The 18,638-nt window shown below is 70.4% G+C and carries 22 protein-coding genes; 8 read left to right on the forward strand and 14 right to left on the reverse strand.

The window, feature by feature from the left end:
• Positions 1–243 precede the first annotated feature (243 nt).
• The 3 genes from OHA61_RS17720 to OHA61_RS17730 are packed head-to-tail and all read right to left on the reverse strand — an operon-like array spanning position 244 to position 1,886.
• Positions 244–903: a DUF5063 domain-containing protein gene (locus OHA61_RS17720; RefSeq protein WP_406303843.1), complete on the reverse strand. Its 660-nt coding sequence runs from the start codon at positions 901–903 to the stop codon at positions 244–246.
• Entirely contained in the window at positions 896–1,495 is a 600-nt protein-coding gene (gene recR, locus OHA61_RS17725) for a recombination mediator RecR (protein WP_324982933.1), read from the reverse strand. Before recR ends, OHA61_RS17720 begins: the two co-directional genes overlap by 8 nt.
• A 55-nt stretch (positions 1,496–1,550) precedes the next feature.
• Entirely contained in the window at positions 1,551–1,886 is a 336-nt protein-coding gene (locus OHA61_RS17730; protein ID WP_324982938.1) for a YbaB/EbfC family nucleoid-associated protein, read from the reverse strand.
• A 285-nt stretch (positions 1,887–2,171) separates the two neighbouring features.
• On the opposite strand from OHA61_RS17730, the gene OHA61_RS17735 reads away from it, so the two are divergent.
• On the forward strand, positions 2,172–2,906 hold the full coding sequence (locus tag OHA61_RS17735) for an SLATT domain-containing protein (protein WP_389372950.1): 735 nt from the start codon (positions 2,172–2,174) through the stop codon (positions 2,904–2,906).
• Positions 2,907–3,070: 164 nt separating this feature from the next.
• Here OHA61_RS17735 and OHA61_RS17740 read toward each other — a convergent pair whose 3' ends face one another.
• From OHA61_RS17740 to OHA61_RS17755, 4 genes are all read right to left on the reverse strand, one after another.
• Complete coding sequence (locus tag OHA61_RS17740; RefSeq protein WP_406303844.1) at positions 3,071–4,012, reverse strand: class I SAM-dependent methyltransferase; 942 nt, start codon at positions 4,010–4,012, stop codon at positions 3,071–3,073.
• A gap of 73 nt (positions 4,013–4,085) precedes the next feature.
• Positions 4,086–4,736, reverse strand: coding sequence for a hypothetical protein (locus tag OHA61_RS17745; RefSeq protein ID WP_266479968.1), 651 nt, complete (start codon positions 4,734–4,736; stop codon positions 4,086–4,088).
• Between the two features lie 161 nt (positions 4,737–4,897).
• On the reverse strand, positions 4,898–7,336 hold the full coding sequence (locus OHA61_RS17750; protein WP_406303845.1) for a glycosyltransferase: 2,439 nt from the start codon (positions 7,334–7,336) through the stop codon (positions 4,898–4,900).
• Entirely contained in the window at positions 7,333–8,022 is a 690-nt protein-coding gene (locus tag OHA61_RS17755; protein ID WP_406307389.1) for a GntR family transcriptional regulator, read from the reverse strand. The genes OHA61_RS17750 and OHA61_RS17755 overlap by 4 nt, the downstream gene beginning before the upstream one ends.
• Positions 8,023–8,100: 78 nt before the next feature.
• Here OHA61_RS17755 and OHA61_RS17760 point away from each other — a divergent pair, with 78 nt between their 5' ends.
• A complete protein-coding gene (locus OHA61_RS17760; RefSeq protein WP_406303846.1) occupies positions 8,101–8,547 on the forward strand; it encodes a hypothetical protein in 447 nt (148 codons plus the stop codon).
• A gap of 218 nt (positions 8,548–8,765) precedes the next feature.
• On the opposite strand, the gene OHA61_RS17765 is transcribed toward OHA61_RS17760, so the two are convergent.
• The gene (locus tag OHA61_RS17765) at positions 8,766–10,121 is read right to left on the reverse strand and encodes an aspartate aminotransferase family protein (RefSeq protein WP_406303847.1); all 1,356 of its coding nucleotides are present in this window, start codon (positions 10,119–10,121) and stop codon (positions 8,766–8,768) included.
• A 167-nt stretch (positions 10,122–10,288) separates the two neighbouring features.
• Here OHA61_RS17765 and OHA61_RS17770 point away from each other — a divergent pair, with 167 nt between their 5' ends.
• The 3 genes from OHA61_RS17770 (at position 10,289) to OHA61_RS17780 (ending at position 13,059) form a co-directional block, all read left to right on the forward strand.
• Entirely contained in the window at positions 10,289–10,882 is a 594-nt protein-coding gene (locus OHA61_RS17770; protein WP_406303848.1) for a type 1 glutamine amidotransferase family protein, read from the forward strand.
• Complete coding sequence (locus tag OHA61_RS17775) at positions 10,879–11,343, forward strand: MarR family winged helix-turn-helix transcriptional regulator (protein WP_406303849.1); 465 nt, start codon at positions 10,879–10,881, stop codon at positions 11,341–11,343. Before OHA61_RS17770 ends, OHA61_RS17775 begins: the two co-directional genes overlap by 4 nt.
• A 69-nt stretch (positions 11,344–11,412) precedes the next feature.
• Complete coding sequence (locus OHA61_RS17780) at positions 11,413–13,059, forward strand: serine/threonine-protein kinase (RefSeq protein ID WP_406303850.1); 1,647 nt, start codon at positions 11,413–11,415, stop codon at positions 13,057–13,059.
• 26 nt (positions 13,060–13,085) lie between these two features.
• Here OHA61_RS17780 and OHA61_RS17785 read toward each other — a convergent pair whose 3' ends face one another.
• From OHA61_RS17785 to OHA61_RS17800, 4 genes are all read right to left on the reverse strand, one after another.
• A complete protein-coding gene (locus OHA61_RS17785) occupies positions 13,086–13,223 on the reverse strand; it encodes a hypothetical protein (protein ID WP_406303851.1) in 138 nt (45 codons plus the stop codon).
• 38 nt (positions 13,224–13,261) lie between these two features.
• On the reverse strand, positions 13,262–13,771 hold the full coding sequence (locus OHA61_RS17790) for a transmembrane transport protein (protein ID WP_406303852.1): 510 nt from the start codon (positions 13,769–13,771) through the stop codon (positions 13,262–13,264).
• Positions 13,768–14,310, reverse strand: a complete 543-nt coding sequence (locus OHA61_RS17795; RefSeq protein WP_406303853.1) for an RNA polymerase sigma factor — start codon at positions 14,308–14,310, stop codon at positions 13,768–13,770. The genes OHA61_RS17790 and OHA61_RS17795 overlap by 4 nt, the downstream gene beginning before the upstream one ends.
• A 130-nt stretch (positions 14,311–14,440) precedes the next feature.
• On the reverse strand, positions 14,441–14,827 hold the full coding sequence (locus tag OHA61_RS17800; RefSeq protein WP_406307390.1) for a hypothetical protein: 387 nt from the start codon (positions 14,825–14,827) through the stop codon (positions 14,441–14,443).
• Between the two features lie 177 nt (positions 14,828–15,004).
• Here OHA61_RS17800 and OHA61_RS17805 point away from each other — a divergent pair, with 177 nt between their 5' ends.
• Entirely contained in the window at positions 15,005–15,841 is an 837-nt protein-coding gene (locus OHA61_RS17805; protein ID WP_406303854.1) for a Scr1 family TA system antitoxin-like transcriptional regulator, read from the forward strand.
• A complete protein-coding gene (locus OHA61_RS17810) occupies positions 15,838–16,074 on the forward strand; it encodes a DUF397 domain-containing protein (RefSeq protein WP_406303855.1) in 237 nt (78 codons plus the stop codon). The genes OHA61_RS17805 and OHA61_RS17810 overlap by 4 nt, the downstream gene beginning before the upstream one ends.
• Before the next feature lie 40 nt (positions 16,075–16,114).
• On the opposite strand, the gene OHA61_RS17815 is transcribed toward OHA61_RS17810, so the two are convergent.
• Both OHA61_RS17815 and OHA61_RS17820 read right to left on the reverse strand, forming a co-directional pair.
• Positions 16,115–16,552, reverse strand: coding sequence for a hypothetical protein (locus tag OHA61_RS17815; RefSeq protein WP_406303856.1), 438 nt, complete (start codon positions 16,550–16,552; stop codon positions 16,115–16,117).
• Complete coding sequence (locus OHA61_RS17820; RefSeq protein ID WP_406271286.1) at positions 16,549–16,815, reverse strand: hypothetical protein; 267 nt, start codon at positions 16,813–16,815, stop codon at positions 16,549–16,551. The genes OHA61_RS17815 and OHA61_RS17820 overlap by 4 nt, the downstream gene beginning before the upstream one ends.
• Positions 16,816–17,109: 294 nt before the next feature.
• Between OHA61_RS17820 and OHA61_RS17825 the strand changes: the two genes are divergently transcribed.
• On the forward strand, positions 17,110–18,636 hold the full coding sequence (locus OHA61_RS17825; protein ID WP_406303857.1) for a substrate-binding domain-containing protein: 1,527 nt from the start codon (positions 17,110–17,112) through the stop codon (positions 18,634–18,636).
• The last annotated feature ends 2 nt before the right edge of the window (positions 18,637–18,638 follow it).

Genomic DNA, 18,638 nt, shown 5'->3' on the forward strand with positions numbered 1-18,638 from the left:
GCTCCTCGCTCAGTCCGTTTCGTTCCGCACTACTGCGGTCGGCTCAGTCTAACGAGCGGCCGGACTCCGACCCGGTGCTGTCACATGGTGAGATGTCCCGCTCACCACGTGATCATCAGGCAGGGTCACGGCCGCTCGGACCGACTCCTGCCCCGCCTGATGCGCGCTACGCGGGGTGTGGGCCGGGTCACACCCTGGGCTCGTTGCGGGAGGCCACTGCTCCCCGACCACCGCGGAGAGCGCTCAGGTGGCCGTACGCAGGCCCAGCGGGCCCGCGATCTCCTGCACCATCACCTTGCCGGCCTCCTCGGCCAGTGCGTCCTCGGCGAGGTCCTCGTCCGTGTCCAGGCCGTCCAGCTCCTCCAGCGGCTGGTCAAGCCTGACGTGGGCGACCAGCGACTGCAGCGCGCGCAGTGTCGCGGAGGCGGTCGGGCCCCAGTTGGAGAAGTACGAGAACTGCCACCACCACAGCGCCTCGCTGGTGCGGCCCGCGCGGTAGTGGGCCAGGCCGTGGCGCAGGTCGGTGACGATGTCCGCGAGGTTGTCGGAGATCCGGGAGGCGACCGGGGCCTTGCGCGGCTCGTACGGGTCGAAGACCTCGGAGAAGACGTCGACCGGGTCGAGCAGCACGGCGAAGCGCTCGCGCAGGTCGTCGACGTCCACGTCGGGGCCGGTGTCCGGTTCGTACCGCTCGTCCGGAATGATGTCCTCGTGCGCGCCCAGCCGGCCGCCCGTCAGCAGGAGTTGGGAGATCTCCAGCAGCAGGAAGGGCACCGCGCTGTCCGGCTCGTCGCCCTTCGCGACTTCCGTGGTCGCGACGATGAAGGACTCGATCGAGTCGGCGATCTGGACCGCGAAACTGTCCGGGTCCTGATTGACGGCGTGCAGATTGGCGTCAGACATCGAGAAGTCGTCTCCCCTCGAAGGCACGCCCCAGCGTGACCTCGTCGGCGTATTCCAAGTCTCCCCCCACGGGCAGACCACTGGCCAGTCTTGTGACCTTCAGGCCCATCGGCTTGATCATGCGCGCCAGGTACGTGGCGGTGGCTTCGCCCTCGAGATTGGGATCCGTGGCGATGATCAGTTCCGTGATCGTGCCGTCCGCGAGGCGGGCCAGCAGCTCACGGATCCGCAGGTCGTCGGGGCCGACGCCCTCGATGGGGCTGATGGCCCCGCCGAGCACGTGGTAGCGGCCCCGGAACTCCCGGGTCCGCTCGATCGCGACGACGTCCTTCGGTTCCTCCACCACGCAGATGACCGAGAGGTCGCGGCGCGGGTCACGGCAGATGTTGCACTGTTCCTGCTGCGCGACATTGCCGCACACCGCACAGAAGCGGACCTTGTCCTTCACCTCGAGCAGCGCGTGGGCGAGCCGGCGTACGTCGGTCGGCTCGGCCTGGAGGATGTGGAAGGCGATCCGCTGCGCGCTCTTGGGACCGACGCCGGGCAGCCTGCCCAGTTCGTCGATGAGGTCCTGAACCACGCCTTCGTACAACGGAACGCCTCTCGTGGAGTGCTGTGGTGCTTACGGTAGTTGGTGGGCCTGCGCCTTAGAAGGGCAGGCCCGGCATGCCGCCCAGCCCCTGGGCGAGCGGGCCGAGCTTCTCCTGCTGAAGCTGCTGCGCGTTCTCGTTCGCGGCCTGGACGGCGGCGACGACCAGATCCGCGAGAGTCTCGGTGTCGTCGGGGTCAACGGCCTTGGGGTCGATGACGAGGCCGCGCAGCTCGCCGGAGCCGGTGACGGTGGCCTTCACCAGGCCGCCGCCCGCCTGACCGTCGACTTCGGTCTGTGCCAGCTCTTCCTGGGCCCGCGCGAGATCCTGCTGCATCTTCTGGGCCTGCTGGAGGAGCTGCTGCATATTGGGCTGGCCACCACCGGGAATCACGGTCACTCCTGGCATTTCGACGACGATTGTTCGGTAAGCCGAGCCTACGTGCTCGCCGGGCGGCTCGCCCCACCCTGCGGTGACCAACTCTTTCGAGTGAGTGGGCGCGGACACCCCTAGCTGATCAAGGACCTCTTGTGGGCGGAAATACCGGTATTTCTGGCCCACAGCCCACCATTCGGCGGTAGGAAGGGCGTGCGCATGCACGCGCGCACCGTAATCACACGCAGTGTTACGTCGTACCACCTCGTTCCACCTCGTTCCACGTCGTAGAGGAGTGCACCGGTGAGCCAGCCGGACATGCAGCCCGGGGGGCCGGCCCGGGGCGAGCGCGGCGAGGCGCCGCGCCGTGATCTTGCCGGGAGGCCGTTTCCGCTCGGTGACTGGGGAGAACCGGCGGAGCGCCTCGACGAGCTGTACCGGTGGGTCGAGGCGGGCGCGCTGCGTACGGCTCAGTGGTATCTGGTGGACCGCGTGTGGAAACGCCGGGCGGCGCGGGTGCTGCGCATCGGCACGGCTCTGGGCGTGATCGCCGGGGCCGTGCTCCCCCTCCTGGAGGTGACGGGCGTACGGGACGGGACGTCGAGGTGGGGGTATCTGTCACTGCTGCTGGGAGCGGCCTGCCTGGCGTGCGACCGGTACTTCGGGCTGACGTCGGGCTGGATAAGGAACGTCGCCACGGCGCAGGCGGTGCAGCGCAAGCTGCTGGGCCTGCAGTTCGACTGGGCGTCGGAGTGCGTACGGGAGGTGCTGGGCCCGGCGGAGGGCACGGCGAGCGAGGCGACGGAGAGGTGCCTGGGGGTACTGCGGCGGTTCACGGAGGACGTCGCAGAGCTGGTGCGGGCGGAGACGGCGGACTGGATGGTGGAGTTCGGCTCGGGCCCGGCGCCGCTGGTGATGCAGTCGACGGGGGCGGCGCCGGGGCGGGGGGTCGAAGGGCACCCGTCGGGTCGGGTGCCGCTGCCGCCGGGGGCGCGGCCGAACATGCCGCGACAGCGACCGCCGGAGGCGCCGCGCTGAGGCGCGGCCTGCGGCCCCGTTCACGGACCTGGGGCTGCGCCCCCGACCCCGCGGGCCATCGGACTTCGTCCGGCGGGGCCCCACGACCCCGGGAAGCGGCGGATTCGCCGCACGGCGGCTCGGCTTCCGCCTCCCGGGGCCAAGCGAGACTTTGCGGACGCGACCTAACGGCGGGACGTGATCGCCCTCGTCACGATCGGGGGCAGCAGGTCCTTCGCCAGGCGGCGCGCGCGGGACGGGGGGCGGCGCGGGGCCGCGGCAGCCGCGACGGCGGGCACGGGCGCGGATGCGACCGGCTCGGGCTTCGGGGCCGGCGTGTGGCGGGACTTCGGGTGCGGCGGCACCTCCGCCTTGTTGCCCTTGATGCGGATCAGCGGCCGGCCGGCCACCTCCTCCACGCCGTGCCACAGGTCCGTACGGGACTCCAGCCACGTCAGCAGAGCCTCGCGCGCCGGTGCCGGGTCGCCCCACGTGCCGTACAGCTTCGTGCCCGTGATCACGATCGGCTTCAGGCCCGACGTCGCCACAGCGCCCCACACCGCGGCCGAGACCCCGGGGCAGTGTTCCGCGCGGAAGTCGTCGAAGGACACGATGCCCTCCGGCTGCAGCAGCGTCTTCGCCGCCTCGATGTCACCGTGCACATGCTCGTACAGATGCGACGCGTCGACATGCACGAAGCGGCAGCTCCCCGCGCTCACCCGCGAGGTGATCACGGAGGTCGGCGCCTGCACCATCGTGGGCAGTTCGTCGTGGAAGGACAGATAGTTGGCCTCGAACGCCCGCCTCGTCAGCGTCGAGTACGACCGGTCCATCTCGGCGCTGTTGGAGTCGTCCGGTGCCGGCGAGTCCCACAGGTCGCAGACCGTGAACTCCTCTCCCTCCCGCAGATAGTCGGCCGTGAAGATCGCGCTCTTGCCCAGATACGCGCCGAGCTCGAGCAGATCCCCTCTCCCGTCCGGATCCGTGTCCCGCTGATAGGACAGGAACCAGTCGAAGAGCAGCTGGTCCACGGGCCAGAACCAGCCCTTGACGTCCGCGAAGCGTGTGGGCCGGGGGAGCGCTTCGTCCGCGATCTCCCCCGTCGCCGGGGTACTCGTCTGTGACATGCACCGGTCCTACCGGGCGGACATGTCCCGGAGCTTAAGGACGCGCGTTCAGGGGATGTGCGCAGGATGTGCGTCAGCTGAAAATGATCATTGAGCCCTGACCGAGGCTTCGCGTCGCCGCCGCGTGCAGCCCGAGCCACACGTGCCGTTCCCGCGCGAACGGGCTCTCGTCGTACGGAATCGGCCCGGCCGGCTCCTCCAGCGACGTCGGCCGGTCCGGCGGCCGCGGTGCCTCGGGCGGGTTCGCCGGGTCGATGCCGATCGACGGCGCGACGAACTCCAGCTCTCGCAGCAGACCCTGGGTGGAGCCCAGCGGACCGCCCCCGGCGAGCAGTTCGTCGTTGAACAGCGGCGAGGTGAAGTCGACGGGAACGTACGCCCCAGCATGGTCGTAGTGCCAGACCAGGTGCGACTGCTGCGCGGTCGCCTCGAACATCTCCAGCAACTGCTCGTAGTCACCGCCCAGTTCGTCCACCGGGGTCACCGCGAGCCCGCACAGCTGCAGCAGGTAGGCGCGCCGCAGGAAGTGCAGCGCGTCGTAGTCGAAGCCCGCGACCGGCGCCACGTCCCCGGACAGGCCGGGCATGTAGGCGAAGACGGGGACGGTCGGCAGTCCGGCGTCGGTCAGTGCCTTGTCGTAGGCGGCGATCTCTTCGGCGAAGGGGTTGTCGGGGCTGTGGCACAGCACGTCGACGAGGGGGACCAGCCACAGGTCACAGGCCAAGGGAAGGCTCGCTCTCCAGGGTGTCGGGCACAGGGTCGGGCACAGGTCGTGCACAAGGTGGGGCAAAGGGTCGGTCGAAGGATCAGGCACAAGATCGGGGACAGGGTCGGGCACGGACGGGACAGCGTAGTGGCAGGGACACGTTCGGCGAAGGGTGCCGGTCAGCTGTCTGTCCGAACCGAGTCCTTCGGGTCCCGCACATCCCATACCCACACGCCGCCCACCCGCTTCCCCGGTCGCCCGAGCAGTTTCTCCACGGTCGCATACAGGGCCGCGTCGTTGTACTGCGGCTCCAGCACCACCAGTCCCGCCTTCCACGCCGCCAGGTCGTAGCGCGCCTGCGCCTGCCAGTTCGGTCCGATGGTGGGCACGCGCCCGCTGTTGCGCACCTCGCTAAGGAGGTTGGAGGTGTGCCGGGGCGTCGCTCCGTAGATACCGATGTGGTCCGGCCCCCACGGCCCGTTGAAATAGCCGCCCGCGACCCGGAAACCAAGGCCGGTCGCCGACTGCCAGTGCAGGGCCTCCGCGCTGCCGGCATTGGGCAGCGGCACCGTGACCACCGACTCGCCCTCGCCGAGGTACGAGCGGTACATGCCCTGCGTGATGAACTCCGGTACCTGCGAGCGCTCCCGCACCGGATACGGCGTCGGCAGCACCGGCAGCAGCGCCGCCGCCACCGCCGCGAGGCCCACCACCTGGCTGACCCGGTCCCTCGTCACCACGAGCCGGTCGGCGGCGAGCGCGATCAGAACGCCCAGCACCGGGGCACAGATCAGCGCCACCCGCGACTCGATGACCGACTCGAAGAGCGGCTGATGGGCCAGCGCACGCCACGGGCCGGTGAGCACGATCTCCGTGTACGGGATGCGGAACTTCGGCCCGAGCGAGAGGAACGCGGCCGCAAGACCCGTAAAGGCAAGCGCCTTGACCAGCGCGAGCCGCCACAGCCGCACCACGATCGCCGCCGCGAGCGCGATCAGCGGCCAGCCGTAGAAGGCGTTCTGCTCGGTGCGGTTCAGCGCGAGCGGGTCGGCGCTCTCGTCGGAGCCCGCAAGCGAACGGCCCGCGAACTCCAGAAGAGCCAGTGGGCTGTTGCCCGCGTTGTCGCCGTGCAGCACGCTCTTGTAGCTCTGCGGGCCGAAGAACTGCCAGCACAGCGGGAAGGCGATCAGCGGCAGACAGACCGCGACCGCGACGGCGAGCCCCCGCAGCAGCGGCCGGCGGGCCGCCTGCGCCACATCGCGGCGCGCGAGCGCGTACGAGAGCGCGAAGAGCAGCATGCCCACCGCCGCGAGCAGCAGCGGCTCCTCGCCGAGGAAGATCTGATACGTCGCGAACAGGCCCAGCAGCACCCCGTCGCGTACGACATCGCGCCCCTCGCACAGCCGCAGCGCCCGGTCGATGATCACCGGAATCATGAACAGCACAAGGAAGTTGGGGTGCGCGTTGCCGTGCGAGATCATCGGCGGCGCGAAGGCGGCGAATGCCGCGCCGAGTGCGGCGGCCCACCGGTTGGTCACCAGCCGCCGGGCGATGAGCCAGTACCAGGCGCTCGCGGTCGCCGCGAGCCCGAGCGTGAGCACCAGCGCCCAGGTGACGGTCGGGCCGAACAGCAGCGTGACGGGGGCGAGGGGCACGGACAGCCCGAACATGACGGTGTTCGCCATCAGGTTCACGCCGTCCGGAAACCCCTGGAGCGTGGTGAAGAGGGGATTTCGCAGATGCGCGACATTGTCGGCGGTGACCGCGAAGAACCACTCCCACTGGTTCTGGTCCTGCCCCGAGTCGGCGAGATAGCCCCGGTCGAGGTCCGCCCACAGATCCTTGTAGAGCAGTACGGAGGCGAGGACGAAGAGCCCGACGACGGCCAAGTCGACGCGGCGTACGGTACGGGCGCGCAGTCTGAGCAGCTCCAGCAGCACCCTGCCGTAGTCCAGCGGTCTGACCTTGGAGCCCTCCTGGTGCGACCAGTGCACCGGAACCTCCGTCACCGGCCAGCCCGCGCGCCGGAAGAAGCGCAGTATCTCGACGTCGATCCCCCACCCGTCGAGCCGCGAGTCGGCGAAGGCGGCACGCGCCTTGTCTCCGTCGAAAAGCTTGAAGCCGCACTGGGTGTCATGGATGCCGGGCACGGCGACGGCGCGTATGAGGCGGTTGCCCATCCGGCCCATCCATTCGCGCAGCGGGCGCTGGTGCACCTCGATGTGCGAGTCGGGGTGCGCGCGTGAGCCGATCGCCGCCGCGCTGTCCTCGGCCGCGAGTTGCTTGTCGAGAAGGTCCAGTTCCTCGATGGGTGTCGCGAGGTCGGCGTCCGTGATCAGGACACGCCGGCCGTACGAGGCGAGCACACCCAGGCGCAGGGCACTGCCCTTGCCGCGGTTGCCGTCGCCGCTGACGAGCTGGATGCGCGGCTCATCGGCCGCGGCCTCCTTGGCTATCTGGGCGGTGGCATCGGTGGAGCCGTCGTCGACGACTATCAGCTCCCAGTCGCCCCAGCGGCCGGGCTCCGCGCGCAGATGGGCGCAGATCGCGTCCAGGGTCGGACGCAGCCGCCCCTCCTCGTTGTACGCCGGGACGACGACGCTCAGATCCACGCTCACCGCTCCAGCCGATCCGCCCAGGCGAGCGCATGCTCGTCGTATGCGTCGACGGCCGCGCGTACGCCTTCGGCGTCGCCGGTCGTGACGGCGTCCACCAGCTCCTCGTGGCCGCTCCACAGCCACTGCCGCAACTCCTCGTCGCCGCGCAGACCGCGCAGATACGGGACGGCGAACACCCAGGTCTGGACGCGCAGCCGGTGCAGGAAGTCACAGATGTAGCGGTTGGCGACGAGGGCGCAGATTTCGCGCCAGAAACGCAGGTCGTAGCCGATGAGGATGTCCAGGTCCCCGGCGCGGGCCGCGCGGGCGGCCTCCTCGGCCCGGCGGCGTACGGACACCAGCGCCTTACCGGGCACCGCGGTGATGCCGCGCTTCTGCGCACGGTGGAGGACACCGTCCACGACGAGCGCGCGCGCCTCGACCATGCCGCGGTAGTCCTCGACCGAGAACTCATGGACCCTGAAGCCCCGGTGCTGGTCGGAGTCGAGCAGGCCCTGGGCCGAGAGATCGACGAGGGCCTCGCGGACCGGCGTGGCGGAGACGCCGTACTGCTCGGCGATCTGCTTGACGGTGAACTCCTGCCCCGGCTGCAGACGTCCGGCCAGGACCTCGTCGCGCAGTGCGTCCGCGATCTGTTGTCGCAGGGTGTTGCGGGTGACAGCGGAACTGCTGCCGTTGCCCTGCATCGTCGCCTTCTCCTTCGCCGGGGTCCCGGACACGATAGGTCAGACGTCACGAACCGGGTGCGGACAGGGGATTCTGACATGACAGACGTCTTCGAGGCGGCAACGGGTGACGGTCCGCGGCCCGATCTCACCGCAGGGGCCGCGGAAGTACGGGCCGCGGAGGTGCGCGCCGCGCTGGACGGTCTGCTCCAGATCCGGCGCCTGACGAACACGGCACCGGCGGCGTGGGAGCTCAGCCGGATGGTGCGCGCGGTCGCCCTCGTCCTGGAGGCGGCGGGCATTGCGCCCTCGGCCGTGGACGCGTCGGGGGCGAGGACGGCGACGGGTTATCGCGTGCGCGCGTCGGACAGGGCCGGAATGGTGTGCGTGGACTGGCTGGGGCCGCGGGGCGCCGGTGCGGCGCAGGAGGAGGAGCCGGAGCTGGCTCGGTGCGCGGCGGCGCTGGGGGCGATGGGGTGGGAGGCGCTGATGTACCGGGGGGCGCGGAAGAGGCGGTTCTTGGAGGTGGAGGCGGGGCGGGGGTGAAACCGCCTGCGGCGGGGCTGTTCCCCCACCCCGCCCCTCCCCGAACTGGGGGCAAGCCCCCAGACCCTCGACGGGGCTCCGCCCCGGAACCCCGTATGCGACCTTCGGCCGCATGTCCTCAAACGCCGGACGGGCTGAAATGTGCGGCCCAGCCGCACAAATTCAGCCTCGCCGGCGATTGAGGCGCGGGGGTCCGGGGGCAGCGCCCCCGGGTCGATTTACGCGGTGTGCTCGTCCGCGACCGACAGCGCCGCGTCCAGCGCCGCCAGGCCCTCCTTCGCCTCCGCCTCGGAGATGTTGCACGGCGGCACCACGTGCGTGCGGTTCATGTTCACGAACGGCCACAGGCCCTGGGACTTGCACGCCGCCGCGAACGCGGCCATCGGGGCGTTCGCCGCGCCCGTCGCGTTGTACGGCACCAGCGGCTCGCGCGTCTCCTTGTTCCGTACGAGATCGAGCGCCCAGAAGACACCAGTACCGCGCACCTCGCCGACGCTCGGGTGCCGCTCGGCGAGCTCGCGCAGCCCCGGGCCGAAGACGGTCGCGCCGATGTGGGCGGCCTGTTCGACGATCTTCTCCTCCGCCATCACATTGATCGTGGCGACGGCGGCGGCGCAGGCGAGCGGGTGCCCGGAGTAGGTGAGACCGCCGGGGTAGGGACGGGTCTCGAAGGTCGCGGCTATCTCGGCGGAGATGGCGACACCGCCGAGCGGTACGTAACCCGAGTTGACGCCCTTGGCGAAGGTCAGCAGGTCGGGTATGACACCGAAGTGGTCGGCGGCGAACCACTCGCCGGTGCGGCCGAATCCGGCCATGACCTCGTCGAGCACGAAGACGACCCCGTACCGGTCGCAGATCTCGCGTACGCCCGCGAGGTAGCCGGGCGGAGGCGTCATGATGCCCGCTGTCCCCGGGATGGTCTCCAGGATGATCGCGGCGATCGTCGCCGGGCCCTCGAAGGCGATCGTGTCCTCGAGGTGCTGGAGGGCGCGGGCGCACTCCTGCTCCTCGGTCTCGGAGTAGAACGGCGACCGGTAGAGGAAGGGCCCCCAGAAGTGCACGACACCGGAGGTGCCGTTGTCGGAGGGCCAGCGGCGCGGGTCCCCGGTGAGGTTGATCGCGGTCGCCGTACCGCCGTGGTACGAGCGGTAGGCGCTGAGGACCTTCGGACGGCCCGTGTGCAGCCGGGCCATCCGGATGGCGTTCTCCACGGCCTCGGCGCCGCCGTTGGTGAAGAAGATCTTGTCGAGGTCGCCCGGGGTCCGTTCGGCGATGAGGCGTGCGGCCTCGGAACGGGCCTCGACGGCGAACGCGGGCGCGAAGGTGGTGAGCCTGCCGGCCTGCTCCTGGATCGCGGCGACGACCTTGGGGTGCTGGTGGCCGATGTTCGTGTAGACGAGGCCGCTGGTGAAGTCGAGGTAGCGGTTCCCGTCGTAGTCCCAGAAGTACGAGCCCTCGGCACCGGCGACGGCGAGCGGGTCGATCAGGCCCTGGGCGGACCAGGAGTGGAACACATGCGCACGGTCTGCGGCCTTCACGGCTGCGCCGGCCTGGGGGTCGGGATGAGGGGTCATGCGGGCCAGCGTAAGGAGGGGCGGCCGGGGAGGGACATGGCCACGGTGTATGGCCGTGGCGCTGTTCCTGGGCACTGTGTCGCGTCAGCGGACCGGTCCCGCCCGCAGTCCATTGACAGCAGACTGTCGATATGACAGGCTGCTGTCATCGAGACAGGAGAGCCACCATGAGCACCCGCACCGTTCATCTCGCCGTCTACGACACCTTCGCCGACTGGGAAACCGGCCACACCACCGCTCACCTCACCCAGAACGGCTTCACGGTCCGCACCGTCGGCCCCACCACCGGCCCCGTCACCACCATGGGCGGCGTCCGCATCCAGCCCGATCTCGCCCTCGGCGAGCTCGACCCCGAGGACAGCGCCCTGCTCATCCTCACCGGCGCACACCTCTGGGACGCGGGCGACGACCTCGCCCCCTTCGCCGCCAAGGCGCGCGCCTTCCTCGATGCAGGGGTCCCCGTGGCCGCCATCTGCGGTGCCACCGCCGGGCTCGCCCGCGAGGGGCTGCTCGACGACCGCGATCACACCAGCGCCGTCTCCTTCTACCTCGGCGCCACCGGCTACAAGGGCGGCGACCACTACCGCGAGGCCGACGCCGTCACCGACCGCGATCTGATCACCGCGGGCCCCACCGAGCCCGTCGCGTTCGCGCGCGAGGTCTTCGCCAGGCTCGGTGTGTACGACGGCGAGAAGCTGGACGCCTGGTACCGGCTGTTCCACGACTCGGACGCCTCCGCCTTCGCGGTCCTCGACTCATGAGCCGCGTGGAGCAGGACCTGCTCAGCCGCACAGCCCTCGGTGTCTTCCGGCTGAACGGCCAATTCCTCGCCGTCTCCGAAGAGTTGGCGAAGCCCGCCGGGCTGACCGCGGCCTGGTGGCAGGTCCTCGGAGCCGTACTGCACGAGCCGCTGCCCGTCGCCGGGATCGCCCGCGCCATGGGCATCACGCGCCAGAGCGTGCAGCGGATCGCCGATCTGCTCGCCGAGCGGGGCCTCGCGGCGTACGAACCCAACCCCGCCCACCGCCGGGCCAAACTCCTGCGCCCCACCGACGACGGCCGCGCCGCGATCGCCCGGATCGACCCCGGCCACGCGGCGCTTGCCGCCCGTCTCGCCGAGGCGCTGGGGCCCGAGCAGTTCGCCGAGACCGCACGGATCCTGGAGCAGCTCTCCAAGGCCATGGACAGCCTCGGGCCGCTCCCGCCGGATCCTGATCTGTAAGCCCCGGTTCGGCGCGCACTATCCTCGGTCCGTCGGCAGCGAAGCGGTACGGGGGAAGGGCGCACGGCGATGGAGCCTCTGGCACCAGCAGATCCACGGCACATCGGCGAGTACCGTCTGCTGGCCCGCCTCGGCGCGGGCGGCATGGGCCAGGTCTACCTCGCGCGCAACGACCGCGGTCGCACCGTCGCCGTCAAGCTCGTACGCCATGAGCTCGCCGAGCAGGAGGAGTTCCGCGGCCGCTTCCGCCAGGAAGTACGGGCCGCTCTGCGCGTCGGCGGCGAGTGGACCGCGCCCGTCCTCGACGCCGACACCGAGGCGCCCGTGCCCTGGGTCGCCACGGGCTACATCGCCGGACCCGCCCTGCACAGCGTCGTCTCCGGCGACCACGGCCCCCTGCCCGAGCGTTCCGTCCGTATCCTCGCCTCCGGCCTCGCGCACGCGCTGCGCAACATCCACGCCGCCGGCCTCATCCACCGCGACCTCAAGCCGTCGAACATCCTCATCACCATCGACGGCCCCCGCGTCATCGACTTCGGCATAGCCCGCGCCCTGGAGACCGTCACCGACGGCGGTCTGACCCGCACCGGCGCGCTCGTCGGCTCGCCCGGCTTCATGGCTCCGGAGCAGGTACGCGGCGACCGCGTCACGCCCGCCTGCGACATCTTCTGCCTCGGCTCGGTTCTCGCGTACGCGGCGACGGGCCGAATGCCGTTCGGTTCGGCGGACAGCGGGGTGCACGCGCTGATGTTCCGTATCGCGCAGGAGGAACCGGACCTGGAGGGCCTTCCGGAGAGCCTGGCCTCTCTCGTACGGGACTGCCTGCACAAGGACCCCGAGGCGCGCCCGGCGATCGAGGAGATCCTGGAGCTCACCACCTCCGACGCGACCGCCGAGCCCTGGCTGCCGGGCTCGCTGATCGCCCAACTCGGCCGCCATGCGGTCCAGTTGCTGGAGGTGGAACAGCCGCAGGCCCCGGCGCCGGTCCAGCCGCCGACGATGACCGCGCCCGCCCCCAAGCCGCCCGGCCCGACGCCGCTGCCCACCCCGCCCCCGCCACTGCCCGCCTACGGCTACCCGCACGCCGCGGCCTCGGTGGCCCAGGCCCCACCGATGCCGTACCAGCCGATGCCCGCCCCCTACGGGCCCCCGCCCCCGCCTCGCAAGAAGGGCGGCACGATCGCCCTGATCGCGGTCGCCCTGCTCGTCGCGCTCGCGGCGGGCGGCTCGGTGTACGCGCTCATGGGCGACGACGGCAAGAAGTCCCCGGCGGACGCCAGGCCGGGCCCCACGACCTCCTCGCCGACGACCCCCGGCACGAACACGCCGTCCACGCCGCCCGGTTCCTCCCGGCCCCCGACCACACCGGGCACCCAGAAGGGCGGCGTCCCGGCGGAGTACGTCGGCACCTGGCAGGCATCCTTCGCCACGGCCGACGGCAACAACACCCGCACCATGACGATCACCCAGGGCACGACGGGCACCCAGGTCATGACCCTCTCGGGCACCGGCCCGAACTACGACTGCACCTGGTCCGCCACCCTCCAGGCCTCGGGCCCGCCCCTCGAACTCGGCCCGACCCAGGTCACATCGGGCGACCCGCAGCAGTGCGCACCGGGCCAGTGGAGCCGCCTGGACATGCCGGACAACACGACGATCGTCCGCGAACTGGTGGGCTCGGGCGGGGCGCCGCTCAGGTACACGAAAAGCAGCTAGCAGTGGTGTGTTGACGGCTCGAAGGCTCAGGTCAGTAGCAGGCCGATCCCGATCAGCAGTGCTGTGAGCGCCAGCGCGGCAACCAGGAAGACGGTGCGCTTGCCTGCGCCGCGGAGGCGTAGCGCGAGGGCCGGCGGGCCGACCGGGGTGATCTTGTTGTTCAAGGCGGTCTCCTTGACGATCTGGATGAATCCGGACGGACTCATTTCGGGGGTCGGGGGGCTTCTTGTCGCAGAGCGTCCCGCAGCCGCAGCAGCTCGCGACGGCGGGACCGAGCCCGGACCAGGACGAGTCCTGCTGCGGCGACGAGGGCGGCACCGGCCAGGGCAGTGGCCAGGGCCTCGGCCGCAGTAGCGCGTGCCGCGGCCAGTGCTGTCCCGGCCACGCCGGTCACCACGGTGACCACGAGCGAGAGCCGGGCTCCCAGCACCCGGTCCCGGGCGAACAGCGGTCGGCGCCTGCTCAGCACCCAGCCGGCGAAGGCGGCCCAGGCCAGCCCGACGGCGATCAGTCCGGCGAAGGCGGCCTGGGTGCGCGCAGGAAGCGGATGCGGCTCGGTGGCCCACAGCACCGCGATCAGTGCCGCCGCACACCCTCCCGCCAGTCCCACGGCCACGTGGCGCATCCGGGAGCCCAGCGAGACTTCCGCAGCCAGCATGCGCTCGAGTTCCTTGGGCACATCCCGCTGATCTGCGGGGTTCTGCTCGCTCATGCCTCGTATCCCCTCTCGGCGAGGACGCTCCGCAACATGCGGCGTGCGCGGTGCAGCCTGCTCTTGACCGTGCCGGGCGGTACGCCGAGCACCTCCGCGCAGGCAGCCAGAGACAGATCCTGGAGGTGGAACAGAATCAGCACCTCACGCTCGAGGGGCGGCAGCCCGTTGAGGCCGGCTTCTACCTGCATCGTGGTCAGCACGCCACTGAGAGAGTCGTCGACGACGGCGCCCGCCTCCTCGATGGACGTCTCCGAAGCCTGGTACGCCTGCCGCAGGTGGTCGGCGACCGCGCGCCGGGCGATGGTGAACAGCCACGGGGCGAACCGCTCCGGCTGCCGCAGCCGGGGCAGCCCACGCACCACGGCGACCCACGCCTCCTGGGCAAGATCGTCCGCGAGGTGCGGCGAGCCGACCATGCCCCGCAGATAGCGCCGCAACGGGGCATGCCAGACACGCACCAGCTCGCGGAACGCTTCCCGCTCCCCGAGCTGGCAGCGCACCACCAGCAGCCCGTCGCGTCGCCCGTCGCCGCCCACCGCACCTCCCTGTCTCGCGCCACCTATCACCGAGACAGTCGCTGTTCGAGGCAGAAAGGTTCACACGACCAGAGCGACCGGTAAGAAGCCTGCTTGCCAAGCCGTCGACCGCGTTGCCCGCTGCTACTGGTCAACTCAGCAGCGCGGACGCCGCGTTGAGCAACAGCAGGGGGTGCACGAACCGTCCGGCGCCGGTGGGCGGGAACCGCCAGGACAGCGGCCAGGTGCGCCCGCGCAGCGCGGGCACGGGTACATAGCTCACATGGGCCGGTCCCGAGTTGAGACGGGTCACGCCGCGCGGCCAGGGGCGGTGGGACGTACTCCCCGCCGGTACGAGGAAGTAGACCGACCGCCGCCCGTACGCCTCTATGACGACGGGGCCGGGGTCCCCGCCGGTCATCCGCTCCATCAGATCGGCGAGGCTGCGGCCGTCCTCGTCGTCGACGCGGACGGCGTCGAATTGCACGCCCGCCTTACGGAGCTGGAATCCGGAAGCAGGAATCCAATCGAGGTTCAGTTGGCGACTTTGCGTATCCACAAGGACAGTCTGTGTGACCTCGGCTAGCGTTTTCCATGGCCATGCGGAGGGCGTAGCAAAGGGGTTGACCTGCGCGAACTTCCTTGCAGACGGGTCGAATTCGGCGTGGACTGGTGGTGACCGGTTGAGTCCGGTTGAGTCGATTGGTGATCGCACATGGCACGAGCGGAGAACAAGGAAACGGCCGGTTCGGCGACGCGTTTGGTAGCGGATATCGCCCGCAGCATGCGTGCTCGGAAGGGGTTGACGCAGGAGCAATTAGGGAGCGAACTCGGCTTCTCGGCGGCGGCGGTGAGCGCGATGGAGACGTGTGCGCAGCCCGCCAGCGACGAGATGCTCGTGGAGCTGGAGCGGGTGCTCGGGGATGGGATGGGCATCTTCGAGCAGGCTCGGGAGTACGTACGGCTGGACAAGTACCCGGCGCAGTTCAAGGACTACGCGCTACTGGAGCAGCGGGCGTTGGGGTTGTCGCTCTACGCGACGCTGGTCGTGCACGGCCTGTTCCAGACGGAGGAGTACGCGCAGGCGCTGATCGGCGGAGGCTATCCGCCGCTCTCAGAGGAGCGGGTGGAGGAGCTGGTCGAGGTGCGGATGGTCCGGCGGGCGCTCTTCGAGCGGGATCCGGTGGCGCTGATCGAGCTGATCCTGGAGGAGTCCGTACTGAGGCGGACGATCGGCAGCGAGGAGGTCATGCGTGGCCAGATGCGGCACCTTGCGGAGTGTGCGCGGCGGCGTAACGTGACGCTTCAGGTGCTGCCGCTGGACGCCGGGCGCAGCGGCGAGTACGCGGGCGCACGCGGCGGGATGGAGCTGGTGGAGACCCCGGAGCATGACCGCCTCGTCTACCTGGAGATCCAGGGCGAAAGCCTGCTGATCAAGGACCCGGGAAAGGTGAGTACGTACACCCAGCGGTATGCGAAGATCCGGGCACAGGCCCTGGGTCCTCGTGAATCACTGGGCCTCATCGAGCGGTTGGCGGGAGACCAGCAATGAGCAGCACCCTGCGGTGGTTCAAGTCCAGCTACAGCGACGACAGCGGCGGTAGCTGCATCGAGGTGGCCTTCGACTGGCGCAAGTCCTCGTACAGCAGCCCTAGTGGTGGCGACTGCGTCGAGGTGGCCGCCTGCCCCGAGGCCATCCACATCCGCGACTCCAAGAACCCTGACGGCCCCACCTTCACGGTCACTCCCGACGCCTGGTCGTCCTTCGTCATCGGCGTCGCCTAGGCAGCGGGGCCCGGGTGCGAGCCGGGCCCCGCGCGCCGCCCTACTCGACGATCCTGATCGTCCGGATGCCCGTGCCCCGGTACCGCGACGGCGTCCGGGTCAGCACCGGACGGCCGCGAGGCCATTCGACGGACGGGCGCGCCAGGTGCAGCGCGTGCGCCCCGCTCCAGTCGTTCTCCGTCTTCTCCGGGTCGTCCGTGCGCGCGTCGGTGCGCAGTTGCTTGCCGACCGCCATGGCTCCGGCGAAGTCGAGCGCGGAGATGTCCACGGACGGCAGCGCGCCGATGTGCTCGGCCACACCCGCGCGTTCGGCCTCCGCGGCCGTCAGGCACAACGCGGGGATGTAGACGCGCTGCGCGGGGTTCTTCTCGGCCTCGGTGACGAGGCGCGAGGCCATGATGTTGCCCGCGCCGAGGGCGAGGGCCGCGGTGTCGTCGAAGACGATCGCGCGCGGCAGCGGGTACCGGTCCTTCTTCACTGGACCTCCCCGATGCGCCCGGCCTCCAGGTCGGCCCAGAGCTGCTCGCCGGCCTTCTCGTCCTCTTCCGTGTAGGGCCTGCCGAGGAAGTGCTCCTCGACGTAGGCCCTGGTCTCCTCGTACTGCTTCTGGAGCTCTTCCCTGGTGGGCGTGGCACCCGCGAGCTCCGCGACCAGGTCGCGCATGGTCATCCCGCGCTCGCGAGCAAGCTCCAGCAGACGGTCACGGACGGCGGGGTCGACCTTGATCGTGGTGTCAGCCATGATCACAGTATACCGGCGGTATACCGTCTCCGGGCGTTCGAGTGTGGCGGTCACGGGACTCCGTTCCTCGGGGTTCTGCCCCGATCGGGGCATGTGCCAAGTGACTATGCCTGCACGGAAGTTGTGCCACCCGGGCCTTCGGCACGGTTCACCCGTGGGGGTGAGAGACCCGCCCCGCTGAACCCCCGGCGAACATCCGGCGTCGGCCCCCTCAAACCCCTCCCCCTCCCCCCGCCCACCTCTTACGGTGGCCGCCCCGCCATGCGTGCGCGCAGACGACGAGGAGATGACCCCGTGGAGTGGCTCAGTCCCGAGAACGTCGTGGCCGTGCTCACCGCCGTGCTCGGCATCCTGGCCTCCGTGGCGGTGCTCTGGTACGAGCGCCGGGTACCGCGGCGCAAGCGCATCGGGTATCGCGTACAGCTGGACACCCCGATCGGCAGCGACGTGCGCGCCGGGCGGCCCAACTTCCGGCTCGGGCTGTTCAATGAGGCTCCGGAGATGTCCGACGCCACGCTCGTCCTGCTGCGCATCGAGAACGACGGCTCGCAGAGCATCGCCGACGAGGACTACACCGGACGTGAAGTCCACGGCCTGACCGCCGAGTTCACCGACCGGACCGTACGGGCCATCGCCGTCACCCAGCCGCCGGGCGCCGAGTATCTGATGGACCACTTCACCCCGGCCGCGGGCATGCGCCACTCCGGCAGCACGATCCATCTGCCGCGGGTCCCGCTCAACCGCGGCCAGCACTTCAAGCTGCTGGTGCTCCTCACCGGCGGCCCGATCGGCTGCGAGGTCAAGGTCACCGGCGGTATCCGCGACGGCGATGTGATGCCCAACCGCAGCACGACGCCCGACGACAAGGCTCCGCTGTTCAGCCGGGCGGCCCGCTGGATCACCGTGCTGCTGACCGTCTGCGTGGTCACACTCGCCACGATCATCGTCGTACGGGACGACACCCGGCCCCCGATCGGCTGTGCCAAGGGCACGCTGAGGCTGACCGGTTCGACCGCCTTCGCGCCCGTCGTGAAGGAGCTGGCGAAGAAGTACGAGAGGGACTGCGAAGGCTCCACCGTCATCGTCGACGCGCACGGCAGCACCGCGGGGATAAGAGCGCTCGCGGAGGCGGGCGCGCGGTCCACGAAGGGCGCCCCCGCGCTGATCGCCCTCGCCGACGGGCCCAAGCCCGGCGGCTATCCACAGCTGCGCGAGGACCGCGTCGCCGTCTCCGTCTTCGCGCTCGTCGTCAACGACAAGGTGCCGGTGCGGAATCTGTCGACCGACGACATCCGCAGGCTCTACCGCGGCGAGATCACCAACTGGAAGCAGCTGGGCGGACCGGCTCTGCCCGTACTGCTGGTCAGCAGGGACGCCAACTCCGGTACGCGCGAGGTGTTCCAGCGCCGGGTGCTGCTGCGCAACGAGCCCGCCAACTCCTCGCGCGACTGCGAGAGCAAGGACGACGGCGAGGCGAAGGTCCTGCGCTGCGAACTCGACAGCACGGAACAGGTACTGGCCACCGTGGCGCGGCTGCCGGGAGCGATTGGCTACAGCGAACTGCGCGCCGGGGCCGGGCTGAAGGGCCTGCACCGGCTGGACATCGACGGGGATCCGCCGTCGGTGGACGACATCGGCGAGAGCAAGTACCCGTACCGGGAGATCGAGTACGCGTACACCTACGGCCAGCCGCCGGCGGACTCACTGGCCTCCAGCTTCCTCGGCTACATGAGCCGGGGGAACGGGCAGGACGTCATCCGCACGCACGGCCATCTGCCGTGCGCGACGCCCAAGGGGCTGCGGATCTGCGGCGAGGGCTGACC

Source organism: Streptomyces sp. NBC_00885 (assembly GCF_045207475.1).
Lineage (GTDB): Bacteria > Actinomycetota > Actinomycetes > Streptomycetales > Streptomycetaceae > Streptomyces.